Below are 23,126 nucleotides of genomic sequence, written 5' to 3' on the forward strand. Positions count from 1 at the left end.
GCGGCACGGCGGCACGGCGCCGCGGTCCGACCGGCCCCGATGTCGCGCGTCCCGCCGGTCCGGCCGGTCCCGCTGCCGGTGACCCTGCCGGGCCAGGCCCGAGTGTGGGTGGCCTCGGTGAGCGAGAACGTCTGCGCCGCCGAGGCCCGCCGCCACGAGCTGGACCGTACGGAACAAGCCAGGGCGGCCCGGCTCCGGCGGGACGACGACGCCGACCGGTTCCTGGTCGCGCACGTGTGTCTGCGCGCGCTCCTCGGCGAGCGGCTCGGGGCGGCCCCGGGCCGGCTGCTGATCGAGCGGGAGCCCTGCGTCGGTTGCGGCGGTCCGCACGGACGCCCGTACCTGCCCGGCCGGCCGGTGCACTTCTCGCTCTCGCACGCCGGTGACCTGGTATTCATCGCCCTGGCGCCGATGCCGGTCGGGGTGGACGTGGAACAGGTGCCCGACGCCTCCCTGATCGCGGACACCATCGCCGCGTTGCACGACGTGGAGCGGGCCGAACTCCTCGGTCTGCCCGCCCGGGCACGCGGGGCGGCCTTCGCGCGCTGTTGGGCGCGCAAGGAGGCGGCGCTGAAATCCACCGGCACGGGACTCGTGCGGGGTGCCTCCCGGCCGTATGTGGGTTCCGGTCTGGTCCCGGCTCAGCCGGACGGGCATCATGTGCTCGATCTTCCGGCGCCCCCCGGCCACGCTGCCGCCCTGGCGTTGCACCTCGGCTGAGAATCCGTCTCACGGACCGGGCAAGAACTTGCCAACTTAGGTAAGCCTTACTTACGTTGGCGCCCACCGCGCACCGCGGCACACCCCCGCACCGCCCCACTTCGGGACCCGTCCCCAACCGAAGGAGTCACCGTGAACGACCGCCTCTCCACCGCCCAGCCCTACGCGCTGGGCCTGTTCCGGATCGTCACCGGCCTGCTGTTCGCCTGCCACGGCGCCGCCTCGCTGTTCGGCGTGCTCGGCGGCGCCCACGGCGGCGGCACGGTGCCCGTCGGCGCCTGGCCGGGCTGGTACGCGGCGGTCATCCAACTGGTGGCCGGCACGCTGGTGCTGTTCGGGATCGGCACGCGCAGCGCCGCGTTCATCGCCTCGGGCTCGATGGCCTACGCCTACTTCACCTCGCACCAGCCGAACGCGCTCTGGCCGATCCAGAACAACGGCGAGTCCTCCGCGATGTTCTGCTGGGCCTTCCTGCTGCTGGTCTTCACCGGCCCGGGCGCCCTCGCCGTGGACCGACTGCTGCCCTCCCGGACCCCCGCCGGCGCACCGCCCGCCTCCCCCGTATCCGATCCCACGGGCGGCGAGGACCGGCACACCAGTCCCGCCACCGCCTGACCCCACCCGACCGCCCCGCCGACCGGTCCCACCCACCGGCGGGGCGCGCACGACGAACGGGCCCACCCCACGCAGGGGGTGGGCCCGTTCGTCGTGCGCGGTGTCGGCCCTCCCACCCAAGCGGGCATCGCACAAGGCCTTTTCTGCCCCAAGGGCACTTCACGTTCCATCAGGAGCGAATCCTGACCCCTGGTTGTGAGCGTTTTGGCCTCAGGATTGGACCAGCAGCACTTTGGTAAGCCTAACCTAAGTACCAGTTGCACGGATGAGGAGTACCGGAACACCCATGAGTCAATCGGCCCCGCCGGTGACAGTGCCGCTGCCGGCGCCCGCGAGAACCCGCTTCTCGCGCGGCACGGTGGTGACCCTCGTCGCAGGCCTGCTTCTGGCGACGGTGGTGATCGCGAGCGTCGGCTACGGCGCCCGCGACATCTCGGCGCTGGAGACCGTCAAGATCCTGCTCCACCCCGGGGGCGGCGGATACAACCACGACGTCCTGTGGACGGAACGCATCCCCCGCACCCTGCTCGGTCTGGCCGTCGGCGCCTCGCTCGGCGCCTCCGGGCTCGTGATGCAGGCCCTCACGATGAACCCGCTCTCCGATCCGGGCATCCTGGGCGTGGAACAGGGCGCCGCGATGTTCGTGGTCCTCGGCATCCTCTTCCTCGACGTCAACGACGCGAGCGGCTTCTTCTGGCTGGCGCTCGTCGGCTCGGCGGTCTCCGCGGCCCTCGTCTACCTGATCGGTACGCGAACCAACGCGGGCAGCACCACCCTCGGGTTGGTGCTGGCCGGTGTCGCCATCGCCGCCGTGCTGGCCTCCGTCGTCACCCTCCTCGTCGTCCGCGACGAGGCGGTGTACTCCTCCCTGCGCTTCTGGTCGGTCGGCCAACTCAGCGGTCGCTCCCAGGTCCTGGGCGAGAACGCGCCGTTCGCCGTCATCGGCCTGCTGCTCGCGCTGCCGCTCGGCCGCACCCTCAACGCCCTCAGCCTCGGCGAGGAGACGGCCCGGGGCCTCGGAGTGCGCGTCCAGCGTGCCCAGTTGGCCGGCGCGGCGGTGGCCGTCCTGCTCTGCGCCTCGGCCACGGCTGCCGTCGGACCCGTGGCCTTCGTGGGACTGATCGCCGCGCACGTCGCGCGGATGCTGGTCGGCGCGGACCACCGATGGTCGCTGCCACTGTCGATGCTCTGCGGGGCCGTGCTGCTGGTCGGCGCCGACACCGTGGGCCGGCTGGTCCTCGATCACGGTGAGATCCAGGTGTCGGTGATGACGGCCGTGGTCGGCACCCCGTTCTTCGTGTGGCTGGCCCGCCGACGCGACCTGGTCCGGATGTGAAGGACGTGCCCGTGCCCCGACGACAAGCCGCCCCGACCCGGGCCGCGGTGCTTGCCTCGACACCCGACACCGAAGCCGCCGACACCGAGGCCACCGCGCCCAAAGCCTCGGACACCGAAGCCGGCGACATCAAGGCCGGCGACCCCAAGGCCGCCGACGCGCGGCCCGCGGATCCGTCCGTCCGGCCGGACGAAGTCCCCGGTGCGCCGTCGGTCGCCGCCACCGCCGCGCTGTTGCGCCGAGCCCACCGCTCCGCCCGCCGGCGCACCGCCCTCCTGGTCGCCGTCCTCGTCACGGTCCTGATCGGGCTGCTGCTCGCCTCCGTCCTGCTCGGTGGCTTGCGCAACATCCCGGCGTCCGACGTACTGCCCGCCGCGTTCGGCCAACGCACCGGCCTCGCCGACTACGTGATCCACCGCATCCGGATGCCCCGCGCCCTGGCCGCCCTGCTCGCCGGCGCCCTGTTCGGGCTGTCCGGCGCGCTCTACCAGCGGCTCATCCGCAACCCGCTCGCCACCCCGGACATCGTCGGCATCTCCGCCGGCGCGGGAGCCGGAGCCGTCACGGTCCTGATCCTCGCTCCCGCGATCCCCTACGGGGTGGAGGGCGCGGCGCTCGCCGGGTCCTTCCTCCTCGTCGGCGTCGTGCTGTTGCTCAGCCGGCGCGGCGGCCGGGTGGACACCTTCCGGCTGGTGCTGATCGGCATCGGCATGGCCGCGGTGTGCACCGCGTACGTCAACTACCTGTTCTCCATGGCCGGTCAGCACAGCATCGCCCAGGTGACGCGCTGGCTCGTCGGCAGCGTCAGCGGAGTCACCTGGGACGGGGTCACCACCCTCGCGGTCTCCTTCGCCGTGTGCGCCCTGTGCGCCGCGCCGCTGGGCCGGGCCCTGGGCGCCATGTCGCTGGGCGACCAGTTGGCGGCCGGACTCGGTGCCCGGGTGTCGGCGGCCAGGACTGCGGCCCTGCTGCTCGGTGCGGCCGCGGCCGCCATGGCCACCAGCGTGACCGGGCCCATCGGTTTCGTCTCACTGGTCAGCGGTCCCATCGCCGTGCGCCTGGTCGGCGCGGACCGGGCGCTGCTGCTCGCCGCCCCCATCGGCGCGGTGATCGTCCTCGGGTCCGATGTGCTGGCCCAGCACGGTCCGCTGATCAGCCCGGTGCCCACCGGTGTCCTCACCGCCCTGATCGGCGCCCCCTACTTCGTCTGGCTGATCCTCCGCCGCAGGCAAGGAGCACGTTCATGAATTCCACGGCGCCCCCCGGGTTGGCCGCCCGGTCCATCACCACCGGGTACGACCGCACACCGGTCATCGAGAACCTCAGCCTGGACATCGAGCCCGGCAGGATCACCGTGCTGGTCGGCCCCAACGCCTGCGGCAAGTCCACCCTGCTGAAGTCCATGGCCCGCCTGCTGCCGGTCGCCGCCGGCTCGGTCCTGCTCGACGGCAACGACATCCACGCCCTGCCGACCCGCGAGGTGGCCCGCCGGCTCGGCATCCTGCCGCAGTCCCCGATCGCCCCCGAGAGCATCACCGTGGGCGACCTGGTCTGGCGGGGCCGCCACCCGCACCACCGATTCGGGCAGCGCCGCACGGCCGCCGACGACGAGGTCATCGCCCGGTCGTTGACGGCCACCGGCACGGCCGAGCTGATCTCCCGGCCGGTGGACCAGCTCTCGGGCGGTCAGCGCCAACGCGTCTGGATCGCGCTGGCGTTGGCCCAGGAGACCCCCACCCTGCTGCTGGACGAGCCCACCACCTATCTCGACATCGCGCACCAGATCGAGGTCATGGACCTGCTCGCGGACCTCAACGAGCAGAGCGACAAGACCATCGTCCTGGTGTCCCACGACCTCAACCAGGCCGCCCTGTACGCCTCGACCATCGTCGCCATGCGCGACGGCCGGATCGTGTGCCAGGGCACGCCCGAGGAGGTCCTCACCGAGCGGACGGTCGCCGAGGTCTTCGGCCTCGACTGTCTGGTCGTTCCCCATCCCCGTTCCGGCCGGCCCCAGATCTTCCCCCTGGGCCGACACACCACCTCATAGGAGAACCAGTCCCCGTGTCCTTCCTCGACAGACACCGCACCCTGGCCGCCCTCACGGCCACCGCCGCCGGCCTCGGTCTGCTCACCGCCTGTGGTGGCGGCTCCTCCGACACGGCGGACAAGCCGGCCGCCGCCTCGGCCGATGCCGCGAAGGGCGCCTTCCCCGTCTCCCTCAAGAACGCCTGGGGCGACACCGAGGTCAAGAAGAAGCCCCTCAAGGTCGCCACCGTCTCCGACGGAGACACCGACATCGCGCTGGCCCTCGGCATCGTCCCGGTGATCACCCCGGACGTGGAGGACGGCGGGAAGGTCCCCGAGTACAAGCAGCGGGCCATCGACAAGCTCGGCGCCGGCAAGCTCAAGACGTACGACGACACGGACGGCACCGCCTACGAGGCCATCGCGGCCGAGGCCCCCGACGTCATCCTCGGCGTGAACACGTGGGAGATGGACAAGGACTACGCGAAGCTGTCCCCCATCGCCCCGGTCGTCACCTACACCGACAAGGCGCAGGCCGACACCCTGACCTGGCAGGAGCGTCTGAAGACCGCCGCCAAGGCACTGGGTCTGGAGGCCAAGGCCGACGAGGTCATCGCGGCCAACGAGAAGGCCACCGCCGACGCGGCCGCCGCGCACCCGGAGTTCAAGGGCAAGACGTACACGTACACCGTCGTGCACCCCGAGCAGATCAGCTTCATGTCGTACCAGGCGCAGGACCCGGGCGTCTTCGAGAAGCTCGGCTTCGCCAAGACCGACAAGGCCAAGAACTACGCCCCCGACAAGAACGCCGTCAGCCTGGAGAACCTCGACCAGCTCGACGCCGACGTCCTCCTCGTCACCTACCCCTTCGGTGACCGCGGCGTGATCAGCCCCAAGGAGCTGGAGGGCAACAAGCTCTTCCAGTCGCTGAACTCCGTGAAGGGCAAGCACTTCGCGGTCATCCCGTCCGACAACAACCTGGCCTCGTCCATCGCCTACCCGGACGCGCTGAACGCGCCGTGGGCGGTCGAGCAGCTGACCCCGCTCCTCGCCAAGGCCGTCGCCGGCCAGTAGGCGACACCCGAACAGGTCGGCCCGCCGCCTTCCCCGGGCGGCGGGCCGACCGGCCCGACCCCGACCACACATCTGAGGAGTTCTCCCCATGTCCAGCCGCAACCCCCGCCCGGTCGTCACCTTCCCCATCGTGCTCAGGGAGCTGACCGTGCTGCGTGTCGCGGACGTGACCCCGGGCATGCGGCGGGTGACGCTGGGCGGGCCCCAGTTGGCCGCCTTCCGGAAGAACGGCCTGGAGTTGCCGGCGCTGCGCACCGAGGGCTTCGACGACCACGTGAAGTTCTTCTTCGCCGAGGAGGAGGGCGGGGACCCGGTGCTGCCGGGCCAGAACGTCTCCAGCCTGGACTGGCCCGCCGACGCGAGGCCGCTCACCAAGGACTACACCCCGGTGCGTTTCGACCCCGAGGCCGGGGAGATCGACTTCGACTTCGTGAACCACGCGGGCGGCGTGGCCTCGTCGTGGGCTCTGGCGGCGAAGCCCGGCGACGTCACCTGGATCGCCGGCCCGAAGATGTCGCACGGTCATCCGGAGGGCGCCGACTGGCTGTTGGCGATCGGTGACGAGACGGCCCTGCCCGCCATCGCCCGGTGGCTGGAGGAGATGCCGGAGGGCACCCGCGCCCGGGTGTTCGTCGAGGTCGGCGAGGACAGCCACCGCCAGGAACTGCCGACCCGCGCCGATGCCGAGATCACCTGGCTGGTGCGCGGGGGCGCGCCCGCCGGGAGCACCGACCTGCTGGAGCAGGCGGTACGGGGCATGGACTGGCTCCCGGGCACACCGTTCGTGTGGGCGGCCGGCGAGGCCGTGACCCTGAAGGGGATCCGCCGCCACCTCGCGGTGGACCGGCAGGTGCCGCGGGAGCGGACCCACATCACCGGCTATTGGAGGCGCACCGAACCGGCCGTCGTCGCCGGCCAGGAGGCGCGGGACGAGGACGACGCGCACGACCGTCTGCACGAACTGACCGACCTGGCACCTGGCCTCGCCATCCGGGCGGCGGTCACGCTCGGTCTGGTGGACCTGGTCTACCAGGGGGTCCGGACGCCGGACGCCCTGGCCGCGCGCACGTCGGCGCAGCCGCGCACGCTGGCCGCCCTGTTGACCTACCTGGTCTCGCTGGACGTGTTCGCCCTCGGCTCCGAGGGGTACCGGCTGACGCCGATCGGCGAGGAACTCGTCGAGGACGACCACTCGTTGGCCGAGTACGACCTGCGCGGCGCGCAGGCCGCCCTCGACCTGTCGCTGTCGGGTCTCGCCGAGACCCTGTGGAGCGGCAAGGCCGGCTACCGCACCCTGTCCGGTCTGCCGCTGGCCGAGGCGATGGTCAACGACGAGCGCCTCGGCGGTTCGGCCCGCGAGGCGGTCGAGGACGAGGCGCTGTGGATCGCGCCCGGCGTCGCCGGCGGGTACGACTGGTCCTCGGTGGCATCGGTGACCGCCGCCGGGCACGGCGCGGGCGCCGTGGTCAACACGCTGCTGAAGGTGTTCCCCGAGCTGCGGGCCCGGATCGCCGCGCAGCCGTCGGCGCTGCGGGTGGTGCGGGAGCAGGTGCTGGACGCCGACGTGCTCCCCCGGGTGGACCTGCTCGCCCGCTCCGGACCGGTGCCCCCCGGCGACGGCACGGTACTGCTGTGCCGGCTGCTGGAGCTGCTGCCCGACGAGGACGCCGTGCTCACCCTGGCGGAGACCGCGGCCGCGCTTCCCGACGGGGGCGCGCTGCTGCTGGTGGAGCAGGTCGAGGGGCCGGACGCCGATGACGTCGAGGCGGCGCTGAACCAGTTGCGGCTGGCGTCGGCGTTCGGCTCGGGGGTGCGCTCGGAAGCCGTGTTCGCGGACCTCGTCGCGCGCGCCGGGCTGTCGGTCCGCGACCTCACGGACATCGGCTGGGACCACCGCCTGTGGGTGCTGACCCGGCAGGGCTGATGCCCCGGATCCCCCGGATCCCAGCACCAGGCCGTCTCTTTCGGATCTTGCGGGTCAGGCAGGATCCGGAAGAGACGGCCTAGTCGCGCAGGAAGAGGTCGGCGCTCTCCACCCGTGCCCAGCGCCGCGGTGGGGCGGGCGGGCGCGGGATCTCCCGGCCCTGTTCGCGCCACTGCCGAACGACGGCGTCGTAGAGGGGGGTCCCCGAGGGGCGGGCGTGCTCGCCGGTTCGGGGGCTGAGGCCCGGCCAGGGTGCCGGAACGGTTCTTCTCGTCTCGTTCACGTCGTGCCCAACGACGGGAGGCGGCTTCAGGCAACCCTCGGCCGCGCCCCGACCGGCGTGTGGTCGGTGTGAACGGTCGCGGCGATCAACCGCGGAACGGCGTGCACCAGGGCCCGCTCGGCGGCTTCTGCCAGCTCGTGGGCCTGCACCACCGTCAGGTGCGCGTCGACGACGATGTCGGCCTCGGCGCGCAGGGCGTGGCCGATCCAGCGCATCCGCACCTGTCCCACGCCCCGTACACCGGTCACCGCGCGCAGAGCGTTCTCCGCGCTCTCCACCAGGCCGGGGTCGACGCTGTCCATCAGCCGCCGGAACACCTCCCGGGCGGCGCCGAGCAGCACGTACAGGATCGCGACGGTGATCAGCAGCCCGATCACCGGATCGGCGGCCTTCCACCCGGCGGCGGAACCGGCCGCGCCGAGGAGGACCGCGAGGGAGGTGAAGCCGTCGGTACGGGCGTGCAGGCCGTCGGCGACCAGGGCGGCGGAGCCGATCCTGCGGCCGGTACGGATGCGTTGGCGGGCCACCCATTCGTTGCCGGCGAACCCGACGAGCGCGGCGGCGGCCACCGCCCACAGGTGGGTGACGTCGCGGGGGTGCAGCAGCCGATCGACGGCCGCCCACGCGGCCAATGCCGCGGAGGCGGCGATGGTCGCCACGATGAGCATCCCGGCCAGGTCCTCCGCCCGGCCGTAGCCGTAGGTGTAGCGCCGGTTCGCGGCGCGCCTGCCGAGCAGGAACGCGATGCCGAGCGGGACGGCGGTCAGGGCGTCGGTGGCGTTGTGGACGGTGTCGCCGAGCAGGGCCACCGATCCCGACAGGGCGACGATCACGGCCTGGACGACGGTGGTCGCCGCCAGGACGAGCAGGGAGAGCCACAGCGTGCGCATGCCGTCGCGCGAGGTCTCCATGGCCGGATCGATCCTGTCGGCCGCCTCATGGCTGTGCGGGCGGATCAGGTGCGTCAGGCGCCGGCGGAGCCCCGGGCCCTCGTGGGGGCGATGGTGATGGTCCTGACGGTGATCGTGTACGTGCCGATTCCCCTCCATGCCCCCCACGGTGGCACATCGCGCGCATTGCGGCTACAGCCGTCATACGCCCGGTGACCAGGTGCGATTCACTCGCATGTGCGGCCCGGGAGCAGCCGCCGGCCGGCGCGGTCCCCGGGCCCGCGCGGACCCGCCGGCGGACCGGCGACGGCGCCGGCGGTCAGGACGGTTCCTCCGCGAGGATCCGGTCCGCCGCGTAGTGCGGGCACCGCTCCGCGTGCCAGGTCACCGTCAGGAAACCCGGGCCCGCCGCGATCGTCCGTGCCACGCCGTCGACCGGTCCGGCCCCGCAGTATCCGCACACGAGTGTTCTCGGAACCGGCAGCTCCACCATGACCGTTTCCTCCCGCCGAACCAGCGCGCATCCGAAGCACCCACATCTATCAAACCCACACACGATCCGGTCGGGTACCGACGGGTAGTGGCCGACTTCCGTACACATCGGGCTGAGGAGACAACGGGCCGCGTGCCCGCGCGAGCGATCAGGGCCCGCGCGACCGATCAGGATCGGAGAAGCGAAACCCGCCCCGCCCGCCGTAGCGTGAAGTCCACGGGCATCGAGCCCCGCGGGCAGGGAACGAGGCGCCCGGCCCCGATCGAAGGATGGAGACACGACAAGCATGGCCAAGAGAACGGGGACGCGGTCGTCCGCGCCGCACGACGCCGACAGCCACGACCTGATCAGCGTGCACGGCGCGCGCGTGAACAACCTCAAGGACGTCAGCGTCCAGATCCCCAAGCGGCGGCTGACGGTGTTCACGGGCGTCTCCGGCTCGGGCAAGAGCTCGCTGGTGTTCGGCACGATCGCGGCGGAGTCGCAGCGGCTGATCAACGAGACGTACAGCGCCTTCGTCCAGGGCTTCATGCCGACGCCGGCGCGGCCCGAGGTCGACGTGCTGGACGGCCTGACGACCGCGATCATCGTGGACCAGCAACGGTTGGGGGCCGACCCCCGCTCCACGGTCGGCACCGTCACCGACGCCAACGCGATGCTGCGCATCCTCTTCAGCCGCCTCGGCAAGCCGTACGTCGGCGGGCCCGGCGCCTTCGCCTTCAACGTCCCCTCGGTCCGGGCGAGCGGGGGGATCACGGTCGAGCGCGGCGCCGCCACCAGGACGGTGAAGGCGACCTTCAGCCGCACGGGCGGCATGTGCGTGCGCTGCGAGGGCCGGGGCAGCGTCTCCGACATCGACCTCGCCCAGCTCTACGACGACTCCAAGTCGATCTCCGAGGGGGCGTTCACCATTCCCGGCTGGAAGTCGGACAGCTGGTGGACCGTGCGGCTCTACGCCGAGTCGGGTTTCCTCGACCCGGACAAGCCGATCCGCAAGTACACCAAGAAGGAGATGCACGACTTCCTCTACCGGGAGCCGACCAAGGTGAAGGTCGAGGGCGTGAACCTCACCTACGAGGGCCTCATCCCCAAGATCCAGAAGTCGTTCCTGTCGAAGGACAAGGAGGCGATGCAGCCGCACATCCGGGCGTTCGTGGAGCGCGCGGTCACCTTCACCACCTGCCCCGAATGCGACGGCACCCGGCTCAGCGCGGAGGCCCGCTCCTCGCGCATCGACAAGCTCAACATCGCCGAGGCCTGCGCCATGCAGATCAGCGACCTGGCGGGGTGGGTGAGCGGTCTCGACGAGCCGTCGGTGGCGCCGCTGCTCTCGACGCTGCGCGGGACCCTGGACTCGTTCGTGGAGATCGGGCTCGGCTACCTCTCGCTCGACCGCCCGTCGGGCACGCTGTCGGGCGGTGAGGCACAGCGCGTCAAGATGGTCCGCCACCTCGGCTCCTCGCTCACCGACGTCACGTACGTCTTCGACGAGCCCACGACGGGCCTGCACCCCCATGACATCCAGCGGATGAACGACCTGCTGCTGCGGCTGCGGAACAAGGGCAACACGGTGCTGGTCGTCGAACACAAGCCGGAGACGATCGTGATCGCCGACCATGTCGTGGACCTCGGTCCCGGCGCGGGCGCGGCGGGCGGCACGGTCTGCTTCGAGGGCAGCGTCGAGGAGTTGCGGACCGCGGGCACCGTCACAGGACGCCACTTCGACGACCGGGCCGTCGTCAAGGACGAGGTACGGACGCCCACCGGCACGCTGGAGATCCGCGGCGCGACGACGCACAACCTGCGCGACGTCGACGTGGACATCCCGCTCGGGGTGCTGACCGTCGTCACCGGTGTCGCCGGCTCCGGGAAGAGCTCCCTCGTGCACGGGTCGATCCCCGCCGGCGAGGGTGTGGTCTCCATCGACCAGGGCGCGATCCGCGGTTCGCGGCGGAGCAACCCGGCCACGTACACCGGCCTGCTCGACCCGATCCGCAAGGCGTTCGCCAAGGCCAACGGCGTGAAGCCGGCGCTTTTCAGCGCCAACTCGGAGGGTGCCTGCCCGAACTGCAACGGCGCCGGCGTCGTCTACACCGACCTGGCGATGATGGCGGGCGTCGCCATCGTCTGTGACGAGTGCGAGGGGAAGCGGTTCCAGGCCGCGGTCCTGGAGCATCACCTCGGCGGCCGCGACATCAGCGAGGTGCTGGCGATGTCGGTGACCGAGGCCGAGGAGTTCTTCGGGGCCGGTGAGGCACACACGCCGGCCGCGCACCGGATCCTCGGCCGTCTCGCCGACGTGGGGCTGGGTTACCTCAGTCTCGGTCAGCCGCTGACCACGCTGTCCGGCGGCGAGCGGCAGCGGCTCAAGCTGGCGACGCACATGGCCGACAAGGGCGGGATCTACGTGCTGGACGAGCCGACCGCCGGTCTGCACCTGGCGGACGTCGAGCAGTTGCTCGGTCTCCTCGACCGGCTCGTCGACTCCGGCAAGTCGGTGATCGTGGTCGAGCACCACCAGGCGGTCATGGCGCACGCCGACTGGATCGTGGACCTGGGCCCCGGCGCCGGCCACGACGGCGGCCGGATCGTGTTCGAGGGCACGCCCGCCGATCTGATCGCCGGCCGCTCGACGCTCACCGGCGAGCACCTGGCGGCGTACGTCGGCGCCTGACGGGGACGCGCGGACACGGCGAGACGGGCCGGAGGGGGCGGCAGGGCACGATGAGGGCGGTACGCGATCGAACCCGTTCTTTTCGAGAAGGAGAGAGGGCATGCTGCAAGCCTTCGCCGACCTGTCCACCCCGCTCCTGGCCGATGCCTGTGTCCGTACGAACACGCCGCTGCGCGTCGCACCGCCCGGCATCGGCGCGGTCGTACGGGGGCACCGGGTGGCGGGGCCGGTGCTGCCGGTGCGTCACTACGGAAGCGTGGACGTGTTCCTGGAGGCCTTCGGCCGGGCCGAGGAGGGCGACGTCCTGGTGATCGACAACGGCGGCCGTTCGGACGAGGCGTGTGTGGGGGACCTGGCGGTGCTGGAGGCCGCGGCGGCCGGGGTGACGGCTCTGGTGGTGTGGGGACTGCACCGCGACACCGCGGAGCTGGCCGAGATCGGTCTGCCCGTGTTCAGCTACGGCGCCTACCCGCCCGGACCCGTACGGCTGGACGAACGGGAGGCCGACGCCCTGGTCACCGCCCGGTTCGGGACGCACCTCGTGGACGGCCGGGACTTCGTCTTCGGTGACGCCGACGGCGTGCTGTTCGTCGCCGCGGAGCACGTCGAGAGGGTGCTGACGACGGCCGGGCGGATCGCCGGGACGGAGCGGGAGCAGGCGCACCGGATCCGATCGGGCGAGACGTTGCGCCGGCAGACGGGCTTCGAGGACTACCTGGTGCTGCGGGACGCGGATCCCTCGTACACCTTCCGACGGCACCTGCGGCGCATCGGCGGTGCCATCGAGGAGTAGGACGCGCATCCGTCGGGGCCCTCCCCCCCCTTGCCCGCGGGGGCCGCCGCCCGCGCGGCGGCCGTTCGGTGGGCCGGTCCCCGCCCGAACGGCCCACCGCGCGGTGGATCAGTTCTGACCCAGCGGCAGGGCCAGGTCGGTGACCTGCTGCTTGGCGGGGAAGGCGCCGAGGTCGCGGGCCGCTCCGGTCAGTACGTCGATCTGGTAGAGGCGGGAGCCGCGACCGGTGTCGAGGGTCGCGAATCCCTGGTTGGTGCCGTGCTTGGGCGAGAAGTGGATGTCGAATCCGGCGTCGGGTCCGGCGTTCACACCGAGGTTCCCGGTGGGTGCCAGGGTGCCGGCGTTGGCGGGTGACTGGAGGGAGACCCGGTCGGCCGTGGTGTCGAGGTCGAAGAGGGTGGTCGCCGTGGCGGCGTTCAGGTCGTTGTTGGTGTAGGCGGCGCCGGTGACGCCCATGGCGGTGGACGGCGGGGTGGTGGGGTTGGTGAGGGTCCCGTCGACCGTGGTGCCCAGCGGGGCCGCGGCGTCGTCGAGGTTGTGGCGCAGGTTCTGACCGGTGTTGCCGATCACCCGCAAACGGTTCGCGGCGGGGTTGAAGTCCACCCCGAACCGCGTCCCCGACAGGCCCACGGTGAGCTGGGAGACCTTCGTCGCCCTGGCGTTGCCGGTGTTCAGGGTGTAGATGCCGCCCTTGTCGCCGACTCCGTAGAGCTTCTCGTTCTGGACCCGGAAGTCGATGCCCACGAGCCTGGTGTCGCCCCGGAGCCCGGACACCCTGCCGATGCCGGTGGGCTTGGCCGGCGAGTCCACGGTGAACTCCACCAGCCGCTGGTCGGAGGTCAGACCGATCGCGGTCAGTGCCCGGTGTCCCACTCGGTCCATGGCGTGGTCGCCGCCGTCGGCGGACGCCAGAACGGGCGCCGACACGGCCGCCGCCAGGACGACGGACGCGGCGATGACGATCTTGCGAGTACGCATCTTGCTCTCCAGGATCAGGGTTCGGGGAATCGGGGATCCCGCCCGGGGTGTCGAGCGGGTCGAGTCTGTTTCGACGGCCGGGCTCGCGCGGACGGGTCGGTGTCCGCGATCCCACCCCAATGGCGGCACCGCGGGCCCGGCCCCCTCCTTCCCGCCGGCGGAGCTCCCCGGTCGCGGGGTTGCGACCGGGCGTCGTCCACCGTCCTGCGCGGCCGTGTCTCGCGGCCTGGCGTCGACGCCGGGGCTACGGTGGGCGCCGGGTGAGCGTCAGAGAGGTCGGTGCCGGTGTCGACGTCAAGCCATGAGGTGTTCGGTGCGCCGTGTTGGGTGAGTCTGATGACCCGCGATCTGGAGAACGCGCAGGCGTTCTACGGGGCCGTGCTCGGGTGGAGCTTCCGGCCGACCCGGCTCGGCGAGGGCTTCTCCGTGGCGATGCGTGACGGAGTGCCGATCGCGGGGATCGGGGCGCTGGCCGGTCGGCTGGGCGTCCCGGTGGCCTGGACGCCGTACTTCGCCGTCGACGACGCCGACATCACCTCGGCGCGGGTCCGCGAACGGGGCGCCACCATGGCCGTGGGCCCGCTGACCTTCGGCACCGGGCGCGCCGCGCTCGCCGCCGACCCGGACGGAGCGGTCTTCGGTTTCTGGCAGGGCGAGGTCATCCCGGACTGGACGGCACACCGCCACCACGCCGCCGCGTCGCTCGAACTGCGCACGCGCGACGCGTTCGCCGCCGCCGTGTTCTACGGGGACGTCCTGGACTGGGCCTGCGAGCGCCCGGGGTGCTGCGACGTCTCGTACGAGCACGACCACGTGGTGATCCGACGCGGTCACGACACCGTCGCCCGGATCAGCGGCGGGGCCGTTGAGGAGGCGCCCGATCCGCAGATCCGCCCGCGCTGGCACATCCACTTCGACGTGCCCGACCTGGAGGCGGCCGTGGACACCGCCGTCCGGCTCGGCGGCCGGACCGCCTCCCCCGTCCAGACGACGGGCGACAGCCGCCGGGTCGCGCTCGGGGACCCGGACGGCGCCCTGTTCACGATCGTCACGCCGCAGGGCGCGTCCGGTTGAGCCGCTACGCGGGCTTGGCGCCCGGTTCGGCCGCGTGCCACACCGTCGTGGTGTTGCAGAACTCGCGGATCCCGTGGCCCGAGAGTTCCCGGCCGTAGCCCGAGCGCTTCACTCCGCCGAACGGCAGTGCGGGGTGGGAAGCGGTCATGCCGTTGAAGAAGACACCGCCGGCCTCGACGTCACGTACGAAGCGTCGCTGTTCGGCCTCGTCGCGGGTCCACACGTTCGAGCTCAGGCCGAAGGGCGTGTCGTTGGCCAGGTCCACCGCCTCGTCCAGGTCGCGAACCCGGTAGACGGTGGCCACCGGCCCGAAGGCCTCCTCGTGGTGGATGCGCATCTCGGGGGTGATCCCGGTGAGGACCGTCGGCTCGTAGAACCAGCCCTTCGGGAACGCCTCGGGCCTGCTCCCGCCGCACAGGGCCCGGGCTCCTCGGCGCACCGCGTCGTCCACGAGTCCCTCGACGTCGTCGCGGCCCTGCTCGGTGGCGAGCGGGCCGACGTCGGTGGACTCCGCCATCGGGTCGCCGACGGTCAGTTCGGCCATGCGGGTGGTGAAGAGCCGGGTGAACTCGTCGTGGACGTCGGTGTGCACGATGAAGCGCTTGGCCGCGATGCAGGACTGGCCGTTGTTCTGCACCCGGGCCGTGACCGCGACACGCGCGGCGCGTTCGACGTCGGCCGACGGCATCACCACGAAGGGGTCGCTGCCGCCGAGTTCCAGGACGGTCTTCTTGACCTCGTCGCCGGCGATGGCGGCGACCGCGCGGCCCGCGGGCTCGCTCCCCGTCAGGGTCGCCGCGGCCACCCTGGGGTCGCGCAGGATCCTCTCGACCGCGCCGGAGGAGACGAGCAACGTCTGGAAGGCTCCGGCCGGGAATCCGGCGCGCCGGAAGAGGTCGCCCAGGTAGAGCGCGGTCTGGGGCACGTTCGACGCGTGCTTGAGCAGACCCGCGTTGCCGGCCATGAGCGCGGGTGCCGCGAAGCGGACGACCTGCCAGAGGGGGAAGTTCCACGGCATGACGGCCAGGACGACTCCCAGCGGCCGGTAGTGGACCCGGGCGCGGGCGGCCCCGGAGTCCGCGACCTCTTCCTCGGCCGGGAACTCGTCGGCCAACAGGCCTTCGGCGTTGCGGGCGTACCACCGCATGGCCTTGGCGCACTTCGCCGCTTCGGCGCGGGCCGCCGCGATGGGCTTGCCCATCTCGGTCGTCATCGTGCGGGCGATGTCGTCCTGGTCCTCGTCCAGGAGGTCCGCCGCGCGGTCGAGGAACCGGGCGCGCTCGGCGAACTCCGTGATCCGGAACGTCCGGAACGTCTCGGCGGCCAGCGTCAGTCGTTGTTCGACCTCGTCTTCCGTCAGTTCGTCGAACGTGCGGAGCGTCTCGCCGTTCACGGGGTTGATCGTCGCGATGGCCACGTGGGGCTCTCCTCTTCCTCGGTGCACCGGTCTCCGATGATGCAAGCGCGCGCGGGCGGTGGGCCGGAAGCGCGCCGGACCCCGACGCGCGGCCTTGCGCCCCGTTCCCGTGTGCCCCGCGCGGGCCGAGTGATCGGTGCGCTTGTTGATCACGCCGAGGACTGGGCAGGGGCGGGCTTATGACACTGGCAATCACACCTCTCCGTCGGCTCGCCCACCGCTACCGGGAACCCGCGGTCGTCCAGGCGATCCGTTCGACAGCGGCTGCCGTCGTCTCGTACGTCGTCGCCCTGGCCGTGAGCGACGAGCCGGCGCCCCTGACCGCGCCGCTCACCGCACTGCTCGTCGTCCAGGTCACCCTCTACACCACGCTCACCACCGGAATCCGGAGGGTGAACTCCGTCGTCGCCGGCGTGCTGATCGCGATCGGCTTCAGCGCCCTGGTCGGACTGACCTGGTGGAGTCTGGGTCTGATCATCCTGGCCTCGCTCGTCATCGGCCGCGTGGTGCGGGCCGGCGAGTTCGTCCCGGAGGTCGCGATCAGCGCGATGCTGGTGCTCGGCGTCACGAGGGTCGCCGACACGGCCTGGGACCGTGTCCTGGAGACGCTGATCGGCGCCGCGGTCGGCCTCCTCTTCAACGTGCTGTTCGTGCCGCCCGTGTGGATCCGTCCCGCCTCCGAGGCGATCACCGGTCTCGCGGCGGGCATGAGCACCCTGCTGACGCACATCTGCGCGGAACTCGGCGGTCCCACCACGGTGGAGAAGGCCGCCGCCCGGCTGCACGAGGCACGACGTCTCGACAACGACATCGCGCTGGTCGACGCCGCGCTCCGACAGGCCGAGGACAGCCTGCGACTGAATCCGAGGGTCCGCGAGGGGCTCCTCTTCCGGCTGGTGCTGCGCACGGGGCTCGACACCCTGGAGATCTGCGCGGTGGTACTGCGCGTGTCCTGCCGGACCCTGACCGATCTCGCCAAGACCCGGCCGGCGGACACCCTCTTCCCCCCGCTCGTCACCCAGGCCCTACAGGAGTTGTACGGCCATCTGGCGATCGCGATGGAGAGCTTCGCCGAGCTGATCACCGCTCAGGTCAGCGCGAACGCCGAGGAGGCCGAGGGCCGTCTGACCCGGGAGCTGGAGATCGCCCGGATGAGCCGCGACCGGCTCGCCGTGCTGTTGCTGGAGCGGGTCCGCACCGAGCCCGGGATGTGGCAGTTGTACGGGGCCCTGCTGGCCGAAGCGGACCGCGTACTCGACGAACTCGGCGTGGACAAGCGCTCCCAGCGACTGATGGAGGAACTCGACCGGCACTCCCGGCTGCGGCTCGAACGGCACCCGCGATGGCACCGTCTGACGCGCCGGCTGCGCTCCCTCGGGTCGGGCCGGCGCGCCCGGGACCGCGATCAGGTCTCGGAGTAGCTGAAGTCCCCCATCGTCCACGCGCTGACGTCCTTGATCGCGATCCGGTACATCCCTCCGGTCTCGGGGATGCCCATGGTGCCCTGGAGGATCCTGGCCACGTGGAAGTGCAGGTAGGAGGGAGGCTCCTGGCGTGGGGAGCCGTCGGCCGTCTCGGCGTCCGCGAACAGCGGCGCGAACGGACTGAGCCGGTCGGAATCGATCAGGACCTCGGCCACGCGCCGGCGCCACACGCTCTCGGGAGCGAGGCGGCCCGTGACCACGGCGCCGTGTACCAGGACGGTCAGTGACATCTGGTTGGTCTGCTCCGATTCCACCGCGGCGGCGATGGCGACGAGCAAGACGTCAGGCTTCGACATGAGCACCGATGCTACAAGGCGCCGGTCCCCCTGGCGGGCGTGTTCAAGCCGCAATGGTCCCCGCGCCGCCCATCGCACGGCGGGTCGGCTCGCGTCCGCGGCGATCGGCCCTTCCCCCGACCGTTCCCCGCGGCGCGTCCCCACGGGGAACGGTCGGGCGTTCCCGTGCGCGGGGCGGGGCGCGCGGCGGGCGCGGGGCCGGTACGTTGACGCCACCGGTGCGGCCACGACCCGACCCGTCCGCACCCCGGAGGGACCCCTGATGAACGAGAGCGACCTGCGGCCGGCCGACGGGCGCGTCCTGCGCGTCCACGACACCGGACCGGGCCGGTCCGCCGACGGTCCCGTCGTGTTCCGGCATCACGGCACGCCGAACATCGGGGCGCCCCCGCGCCGCTCTTCCCCGCCGCCGCGCGACTGGGCATCCGGTGGGTGTCCCGTGACACGGTGAACCATTCCGGTCACAGCACTGGCGCGCACGGTCGGTGGCTCGCCGACCACATCCCCGGGGCGGAACTGCGCATGAGCCCGGGCGACGTCACATCTCGGTGTCGAACGCGGGCGAGGACGCTCCGGAATGGCCGGCGGCGCACTGGTCCACGTGATTCCGGCGGCCGGACGACCCGTACCGACACCCGCACCGACCTGCCCGCTTGCACTTCGGCAACAGTGTTGCCAAAGTGGCGGCATGATTGCCTCGCCCGCTGACCTCACCACCCCGCGCAAGGCCGCCGGCCCTGCCACCGCACGGACGGGGGCGACGCCGTGAGCGCCCCCGCCCCCGACGTGGCCGAGCTGGAGGCCCAGGAGGAGCGACTCACGCTGACCCGCTTCACCCACGAGGACGCCTGGGAACTGGGTTCGCTGCTCGTCGCCCTCGCCCGCGAGCGGTCGGCTCCCGTCGCCATCGACATTCGACGCGGCGCCCAGCAGCTCTTCCACTGCGCGCTCCCCGGGTCGAGCGCCGACAACGACGCCTGGATCGAGCGCAAGCGTCGTGTCGTCGAACGGTACGGCGCCTCTTCGCTGTTGATCGGGACCCGCTTCCGGGCTCGCGGCAAGGACTTCGACGCGGACGGACGCCTGGACCCGGACCTGTACGCCGCACACGGGGGTTCGTTCCCGATCGCCGTCGAGGGCGCGGGAGTCATCGGCGCGGTGACGGTGTCGGGGCTGCCGCAACTCGACGACCACGCACTCGTGGTCGAGGCGCTGGAACGCTTCCGCGACCGGCCCCGGGGCGAGCACCACGTGGCCCGCTGATCATCGACCCGGCCGAGCCGGGCGGAGTGCCCTCGCCCGAGGGCACTCCGCCCGGCGTCAGTGGGCGCTGCGGCGGTGGCCGCCACGCTGCTGGGGAATCGTCCGGAGCCGGCGCGCCTGGACGCCGCGTCGGGGCGCGTTCGACCGGACGGGAGCCGCGGGGGCTGCCACGAGGAGAGCGATCAGGGCTCCGACCGCGACGAGAATCACCACGATGGACATCGACATGCTCGTTCCTTTCGTCGGGCGCTGACAACCTGTCACTACCTAGTGTTACCTGAAGCGCGACCATCAAACACGGCGAGTGACATTCGCCGGTGCGGGCACGCCGCACGGATCGGCTCGCACGACACCGCGCGGGCGACGTGTCGCGCACACGGGCGCGTCGATCCCTCCGGGGCGGGCAGACGCGGGAGATGACATCCAATCAGCTGCTCGCCTTCGCCCCCTCCCCCACTCCCGGGCCCGCCTGGCTGCACCTCCTCGTGATGGCCTTCGCCCTGTTCGTCCTCCTGCGGACCCTGACCAAGCACCGCTGAACACCCCTGTGTGGAGGCCTGGTTGAACCAATCCGGTGTGTACGGCACCCGGTGAGGCGGCCGCTTTCGGGGCATCCGCAGGGCATGGACAACTCATCGCTCGATTCGGAGCGGCAGGACCGCCCAAGACGCCCGCGCCGTTCGGCCACGTGGGGGCGGATCGTCGGCGTACTGGCCGTGTCGGCCCTGCTGTTCGTACTGGTCGGCCGGTTCGACCTGATACCCGGCCTCGGTGACCTCTTCGGCGAGAAGACGCGGGACCGCACCGGCCCCGTGCTCCTCAAGTCGATTCGGGACATGCACCGTTACGAGGGCGCGGCGGGCAACTTCCAGGTCGTCGTGGACCTGGAGAAGGACGCGAAGTTCCTCCCCGACTCGATCCGCGGCACCCGCACCCTGTACGTCGGAGCGGGCACCGTCAGCGGCTACGTGGACCTCGGCCGGCTCGACGAGCGGAGCGTCACGGTGAACGAGGACCGCACGAAGGCCACGCTCCGCCTGCCCCACGCCTCGCTGGGCCCGGCAGCCCTCGACCTGGACCGCTCGTACGCCGTGTCCCAGCAACGCGGACTCCTGGACCGACTCGGGGACCTGTTCTCCGACAACCCGGCCGGAGCGCAGGGCGTACAGCGCCTCGCCGCCCAACACATCACGGAGGCGGCGCGCGACAGCGGACTCGTCGAGCGCACCGAGAAGAACACCAGCGCCATGCTGGAGGGACTTCTGCGCTCCCTGGGATTCAAGGAAGTGACAGTCAGCTACGCGTGACGCGCGCCGCCCCGCGAGGGGGGCGGGGCGGTGGCCTCTCACACCGGGTCACGGCACACCAGGTCACGGCACACCCGGTGACGGCACGCCAGGTGACGGCACGCCGGATCACGGCACACCGGGTCGCCCTTCGCCGCGCCGGTCAGCGCCCGCCGGCCAACCGGTCGCCGAGAGGACTGCGGCGGTACAAGACCTGCCGCCCGTCGCGCGCCCGGGTCAGCAGGCCCGTGGCGTGCAGTACGCGCAGGTGTTGGGACACGGCGCTCGGGGTGACCCTGAAGCGACGGGCGATCTCGATCGTGGGCAAGGGTTCGTCCAGGAGGTCGAGCAGTCGGGCCCTGGTCGCGCCGAGCAGCGACACCAGGGCCGCCGAGTCGGCCGTCTCCGGTTCGGTCCAGAGCGTCGCCACTCCCCGACTGGGATAGACCAACAGCGGCGCCTCCCCCGGGTCGACCGGGGGCGCGGGTTTGTGGGCGAAGACGGACGGCACCAGCAGGAGCCCTCGACCGGAAGCCTCGGCACGATGGCTGTCGATCATCCGGTCGATGTGCAACACGCCGTTCTCCCACCGCAGGTTCGGGTGCATGCCCGCGAACAGCCTGCGGGCGCCACCCATGGCCAACTGCCGTGCGCGGTAGGTCATGTCGGCCTCCAGGAGGAGCCTCATCCGTGGCCACGCCGGCTCGACGGCGAGCTCCCAGTAGCGCCGCAGGAGGTCGCAGATCGCGTCGCGGAGCACCTCCACCGCCGCGTCGTCGGCGCCCGCGGCGGCGCGCAGGGCCTCGGGGAGCGGATCCGGTGCGTGGGCGGCGGACAGATCGCGGCGCACCCGGTCGGGGGGCGTCGCCCGGACGAGGGCCAACTCCTCCTCGAAGGTCGGGGCGAAGCCCGGCGGTCGCGGCGTCAGGAAGTCGGGAAGGGTGAGTCTGCGCGCGACCAGTGACATCAGCAGGCCGGTGTCGAGCGCCCCGAGCCGGCCGATCACGGACCTGCGCCACGGCAGGTGCAACGCGGACAACCCCGGATCGCGCAGCACCCGCAGGCTGAAGACGGTCTCATCCAGCGGCGAGAGCGCGAAACGCGTGTCCGCGAGGTCCTCGACACCCAACACGAAGCTGATCATCAAGCCATACGCTACATCCATTGGAGGCCGCCCGAAGGTGCCGTGAACTCGGCGCATGACACCCACCTCTGCCGAGCAGCACACGAAAGAGGACCCCTGCACGACGGGCGGTCCAGGGCGCACCCCGCGCGCCGTGAACGGGGCGGTGGACTTCACGTGAGCCGCCGACTGCTCCTGCTCCTGGCCGTGACCTGCGGCGTCGCCGTGGGCAACATCTATTTCCCGCAGGCCGTCGGCCCGCTGATCGCCGCCGGGCTCCACGTGCCCCCCGACGAGGCCTCGCTCGTGGTGACGGTCACTCAGATCGGCTACACACTGGGCCTCTTCCTGCTGGTCCCGCTCGGCGACCGGCTCCCGCACCGTCGGTTCCTCGTCACGCTGCTCACCCTCACCGGCCTGGGCCTGCTCGCCGCGGGCTGCGCGCCCACCCTGCCGTTCCTCGTCGCCGCCTCCCTCGCCGTCGGGGTCTCGACCGTGGCCGCCGCGGTCATCGCGCCCCTGGCCGCGGGGCTGGCGGCCGATGACGGACGCGGCGCGGTGATGGGCACCCTCTTGAGCGGATCGATCGGCGGCATGCTGCTGGCCCGTACGTTCAGCGGAACGCTGGGCGATTGGCTGGGATGGCGGGCCCCCTATCTGGTGGCCTCGGCCGTCGTCCTGCTGTCGGCGTGGGTCCTGGCCCGCGCGCTGCCCCTCACCACCCCCTCCTCGCACGGCTCGTACCCGGCGCTGCTCACCGCTTCGCTCCGTCTGCTGCGCACCGAGCCCGAACTGCGGCGCTCCTGCTTCTACCAGGCGACCGTCTTCGCCGGGTTCTCGGCCGTCTGGACCTGTGTGGCACTGCTCCTGACCGGCCCCCGCTACGGCCTCGGCGCCTCGGCCGTGGGCATGTTGGCGCTGGTCGGAGGGGTGACGATGCTCTGTACCCCGCTCGCCGGCCGGCTGGTGGACCGCGAGGGCCCGGATCGGGTGAACCTGGTCTCCCTGATCGGGGTCCTCTTGTCCGCCGCGATCCTCGCCGCGGGTAGCGCGGGCGGGGTGGTGGGGCTCGCGGCCCTGACGCTGGGGACGGTACTGCTCGACGTCGCGATGCAGTCCGGCATGGTCGCCAACCAGTCCCGGGTCTTCGCCGTGCGCCCCGACGCGCGCAGCAGGCTCAACACCGCGTACATGACCTGCGCCTACCTGGGGGGCAGCGCGGGGTCCTGGCTCGGGGTGCGGATCCACGACCGGGCCGGTTGGGGAGGCGTGTGCGTGCTCGTGGCCTCCCTCGCCGCCCTGGCCCTGGCCCGCCACCTGGCCGTTCCGTCCCCTGCGCGCCTCCGGGAACGGCGGTCGCCGCGCTGACCCTCGA

General features: G+C 72.0%; 23 protein-coding genes. 15 read left to right on the forward strand and 8 right to left on the reverse strand.

What is annotated here, in order from left to right; translation table 11 throughout:
- Positions 1 to 117: 117 nt before the first annotated feature.
- The 7 genes from ACFYW3_RS13145 (at position 118) to ACFYW3_RS13175 (ending at position 7,697) form a co-directional block, all read left to right on the forward strand.
- The gene (locus ACFYW3_RS13145) at positions 118 to 720 is read left to right on the forward strand and encodes a 4'-phosphopantetheinyl transferase family protein (RefSeq protein ID WP_389386282.1); all 603 of its coding nucleotides are present in this window, start codon (positions 118 to 120) and stop codon (positions 718 to 720) included.
- A gap of 132 nt (positions 721 to 852) precedes the next feature.
- Positions 853 to 1,335, forward strand: a complete 483-nt coding sequence (locus tag ACFYW3_RS13150; protein WP_351759776.1) for a DoxX family protein — start codon at positions 853 to 855, stop codon at positions 1,333 to 1,335.
- Positions 1,336 to 1,621: 286 nt separating this feature from the next.
- Positions 1,622 to 2,671 carry a FecCD family ABC transporter permease gene (locus ACFYW3_RS13155; RefSeq protein ID WP_389386283.1) on the forward strand — a complete coding sequence of 350 codons (1,050 nt, stop codon included), beginning with the start codon at positions 1,622 to 1,624 and terminating at the stop codon, positions 2,669 to 2,671.
- A gap of 11 nt (positions 2,672 to 2,682) precedes the next feature.
- Positions 2,683 to 3,918 (forward strand): FecCD family ABC transporter permease, encoded by a 1,236-nt coding sequence (locus ACFYW3_RS13160; RefSeq protein WP_389386284.1) that lies wholly within the window; start codon positions 2,683 to 2,685, stop codon positions 3,916 to 3,918.
- Positions 3,915 to 4,721 carry an ABC transporter ATP-binding protein gene (locus ACFYW3_RS13165; protein WP_351759769.1) on the forward strand — a complete coding sequence of 269 codons (807 nt, stop codon included), beginning with the start codon at positions 3,915 to 3,917 and terminating at the stop codon, positions 4,719 to 4,721. The genes ACFYW3_RS13160 and ACFYW3_RS13165 overlap by 4 nt, the downstream gene beginning before the upstream one ends.
- Before the next feature lie 14 nt (positions 4,722 to 4,735).
- Positions 4,736 to 5,773: an ABC transporter substrate-binding protein gene (locus tag ACFYW3_RS13170; protein ID WP_389386285.1), complete on the forward strand. Its 1,038-nt coding sequence runs from the start codon at positions 4,736 to 4,738 to the stop codon at positions 5,771 to 5,773.
- Positions 5,774 to 5,861: 88 nt separating this feature from the next.
- Positions 5,862 to 7,697: an SIP domain-containing protein gene (locus tag ACFYW3_RS13175; RefSeq protein WP_389386286.1), complete on the forward strand. Its 1,836-nt coding sequence runs from the start codon at positions 5,862 to 5,864 to the stop codon at positions 7,695 to 7,697.
- A 79-nt stretch (positions 7,698 to 7,776) separates the two neighbouring features.
- Here ACFYW3_RS13175 and ACFYW3_RS13180 read toward each other — a convergent pair whose 3' ends face one another.
- The 3 genes from ACFYW3_RS13180 to ACFYW3_RS13190 all read right to left on the reverse strand — a co-directional run bounded on the left by ACFYW3_RS13180 (position 7,777) and on the right by ACFYW3_RS13190 (position 9,363).
- Positions 7,777 to 7,980, reverse strand: a complete 204-nt coding sequence (locus ACFYW3_RS13180; protein ID WP_389386287.1) for a hypothetical protein — start codon at positions 7,978 to 7,980, stop codon at positions 7,777 to 7,779.
- Positions 7,981 to 8,006: 26 nt separating this feature from the next.
- Positions 8,007 to 9,029, reverse strand: a complete 1,023-nt coding sequence (locus ACFYW3_RS13185) for a cation diffusion facilitator family transporter (RefSeq protein WP_389386288.1) — start codon at positions 9,027 to 9,029, stop codon at positions 8,007 to 8,009.
- 160 nt (positions 9,030 to 9,189) lie between these two features.
- Positions 9,190 to 9,363 carry a hypothetical protein gene (locus tag ACFYW3_RS13190; protein ID WP_267801025.1) on the reverse strand — a complete coding sequence of 58 codons (174 nt, stop codon included), beginning with the start codon at positions 9,361 to 9,363 and terminating at the stop codon, positions 9,190 to 9,192.
- A gap of 286 nt (positions 9,364 to 9,649) precedes the next feature.
- Between ACFYW3_RS13190 and ACFYW3_RS13195 the strand changes: the two genes are divergently transcribed.
- Together ACFYW3_RS13195 and ACFYW3_RS13200 are read left to right on the forward strand one after the other, a co-directional pair.
- A complete protein-coding gene (locus tag ACFYW3_RS13195) occupies positions 9,650 to 12,037 on the forward strand; it encodes an excinuclease ABC subunit UvrA (RefSeq protein WP_351759754.1) in 2,388 nt (795 codons plus the stop codon).
- 100 nt (positions 12,038 to 12,137) lie between these two features.
- Entirely contained in the window at positions 12,138 to 12,830 is a 693-nt protein-coding gene (locus tag ACFYW3_RS13200) for an RraA family protein (RefSeq protein ID WP_351759751.1), read from the forward strand.
- Positions 12,831 to 12,938: 108 nt separating this feature from the next.
- Here ACFYW3_RS13200 and ACFYW3_RS13205 read toward each other — a convergent pair whose 3' ends face one another.
- Positions 12,939 to 13,808, reverse strand: coding sequence for a DUF4394 domain-containing protein (locus ACFYW3_RS13205; protein ID WP_351759748.1), 870 nt, complete (start codon positions 13,806 to 13,808; stop codon positions 12,939 to 12,941).
- A gap of 336 nt (positions 13,809 to 14,144) precedes the next feature.
- Between ACFYW3_RS13205 and ACFYW3_RS13210 the strand changes: the two genes are divergently transcribed.
- On the forward strand, positions 14,145 to 14,882 hold the full coding sequence (locus ACFYW3_RS13210; RefSeq protein ID WP_389386289.1) for a VOC family protein: 738 nt from the start codon (positions 14,145 to 14,147) through the stop codon (positions 14,880 to 14,882).
- 4 nt (positions 14,883 to 14,886) lie between these two features.
- On the opposite strand, the gene ACFYW3_RS13215 is transcribed toward ACFYW3_RS13210, so the two are convergent.
- Entirely contained in the window at positions 14,887 to 16,299 is a 1,413-nt protein-coding gene (locus tag ACFYW3_RS13215; protein WP_389386290.1) for an NADP-dependent succinic semialdehyde dehydrogenase, read from the reverse strand.
- Between the two features lie 179 nt (positions 16,300 to 16,478).
- Between ACFYW3_RS13215 and ACFYW3_RS13220 the strand changes: the two genes are divergently transcribed.
- Positions 16,479 to 17,720, forward strand: a complete 1,242-nt coding sequence (locus ACFYW3_RS13220) for an FUSC family protein (RefSeq protein ID WP_351759739.1) — start codon at positions 16,479 to 16,481, stop codon at positions 17,718 to 17,720.
- Here the strand turns inward: ACFYW3_RS13220 and ACFYW3_RS13225 are convergent.
- Positions 17,705 to 18,079: a hypothetical protein gene (locus tag ACFYW3_RS13225; RefSeq protein WP_351759736.1), complete on the reverse strand. Its 375-nt coding sequence runs from the start codon at positions 18,077 to 18,079 to the stop codon at positions 17,705 to 17,707. The genes ACFYW3_RS13220 and ACFYW3_RS13225 overlap by 16 nt on opposite strands.
- Before the next feature lie 765 nt (positions 18,080 to 18,844).
- On the opposite strand from ACFYW3_RS13225, the gene ACFYW3_RS13230 reads away from it, so the two are divergent.
- The gene (locus ACFYW3_RS13230; RefSeq protein WP_351759730.1) at positions 18,845 to 19,342 is read left to right on the forward strand and encodes a heme-degrading domain-containing protein; all 498 of its coding nucleotides are present in this window, start codon (positions 18,845 to 18,847) and stop codon (positions 19,340 to 19,342) included.
- 57 nt (positions 19,343 to 19,399) lie between these two features.
- On the opposite strand, the gene ACFYW3_RS13235 is transcribed toward ACFYW3_RS13230, so the two are convergent.
- Entirely contained in the window at positions 19,400 to 19,570 is a 171-nt protein-coding gene (locus ACFYW3_RS13235; protein WP_351759727.1) for a hypothetical protein, read from the reverse strand.
- 188 nt (positions 19,571 to 19,758) lie between these two features.
- Here ACFYW3_RS13235 and ACFYW3_RS13240 point away from each other — a divergent pair, with 188 nt between their 5' ends.
- A complete protein-coding gene (locus ACFYW3_RS13240) occupies positions 19,759 to 19,881 on the forward strand; it encodes a hypothetical protein (protein ID WP_266973236.1) in 123 nt (40 codons plus the stop codon).
- Between the two features lie 84 nt (positions 19,882 to 19,965).
- A complete protein-coding gene (locus tag ACFYW3_RS13245) occupies positions 19,966 to 20,649 on the forward strand; it encodes a DUF4230 domain-containing protein (protein WP_351759724.1) in 684 nt (227 codons plus the stop codon).
- A 142-nt stretch (positions 20,650 to 20,791) separates the two neighbouring features.
- Here ACFYW3_RS13245 and ACFYW3_RS13250 read toward each other — a convergent pair whose 3' ends face one another.
- Positions 20,792 to 21,772, reverse strand: a complete 981-nt coding sequence (locus ACFYW3_RS13250; RefSeq protein WP_389386291.1) for a helix-turn-helix domain-containing protein — start codon at positions 21,770 to 21,772, stop codon at positions 20,792 to 20,794.
- Positions 21,773 to 21,928: 156 nt separating this feature from the next.
- On the opposite strand from ACFYW3_RS13250, the gene ACFYW3_RS13255 reads away from it, so the two are divergent.
- Positions 21,929 to 23,119, forward strand: coding sequence for an MFS transporter (locus tag ACFYW3_RS13255; RefSeq protein ID WP_389386292.1), 1,191 nt, complete (start codon positions 21,929 to 21,931; stop codon positions 23,117 to 23,119).
- Positions 23,120 to 23,126: the final 7 nt, after the last annotated feature.

Source organism: Streptomyces sp. NPDC002602, assembly GCF_042889445.1.
Classification (GTDB): Bacteria; Actinomycetota; Actinomycetes; order Streptomycetales; family Streptomycetaceae; genus Streptomyces.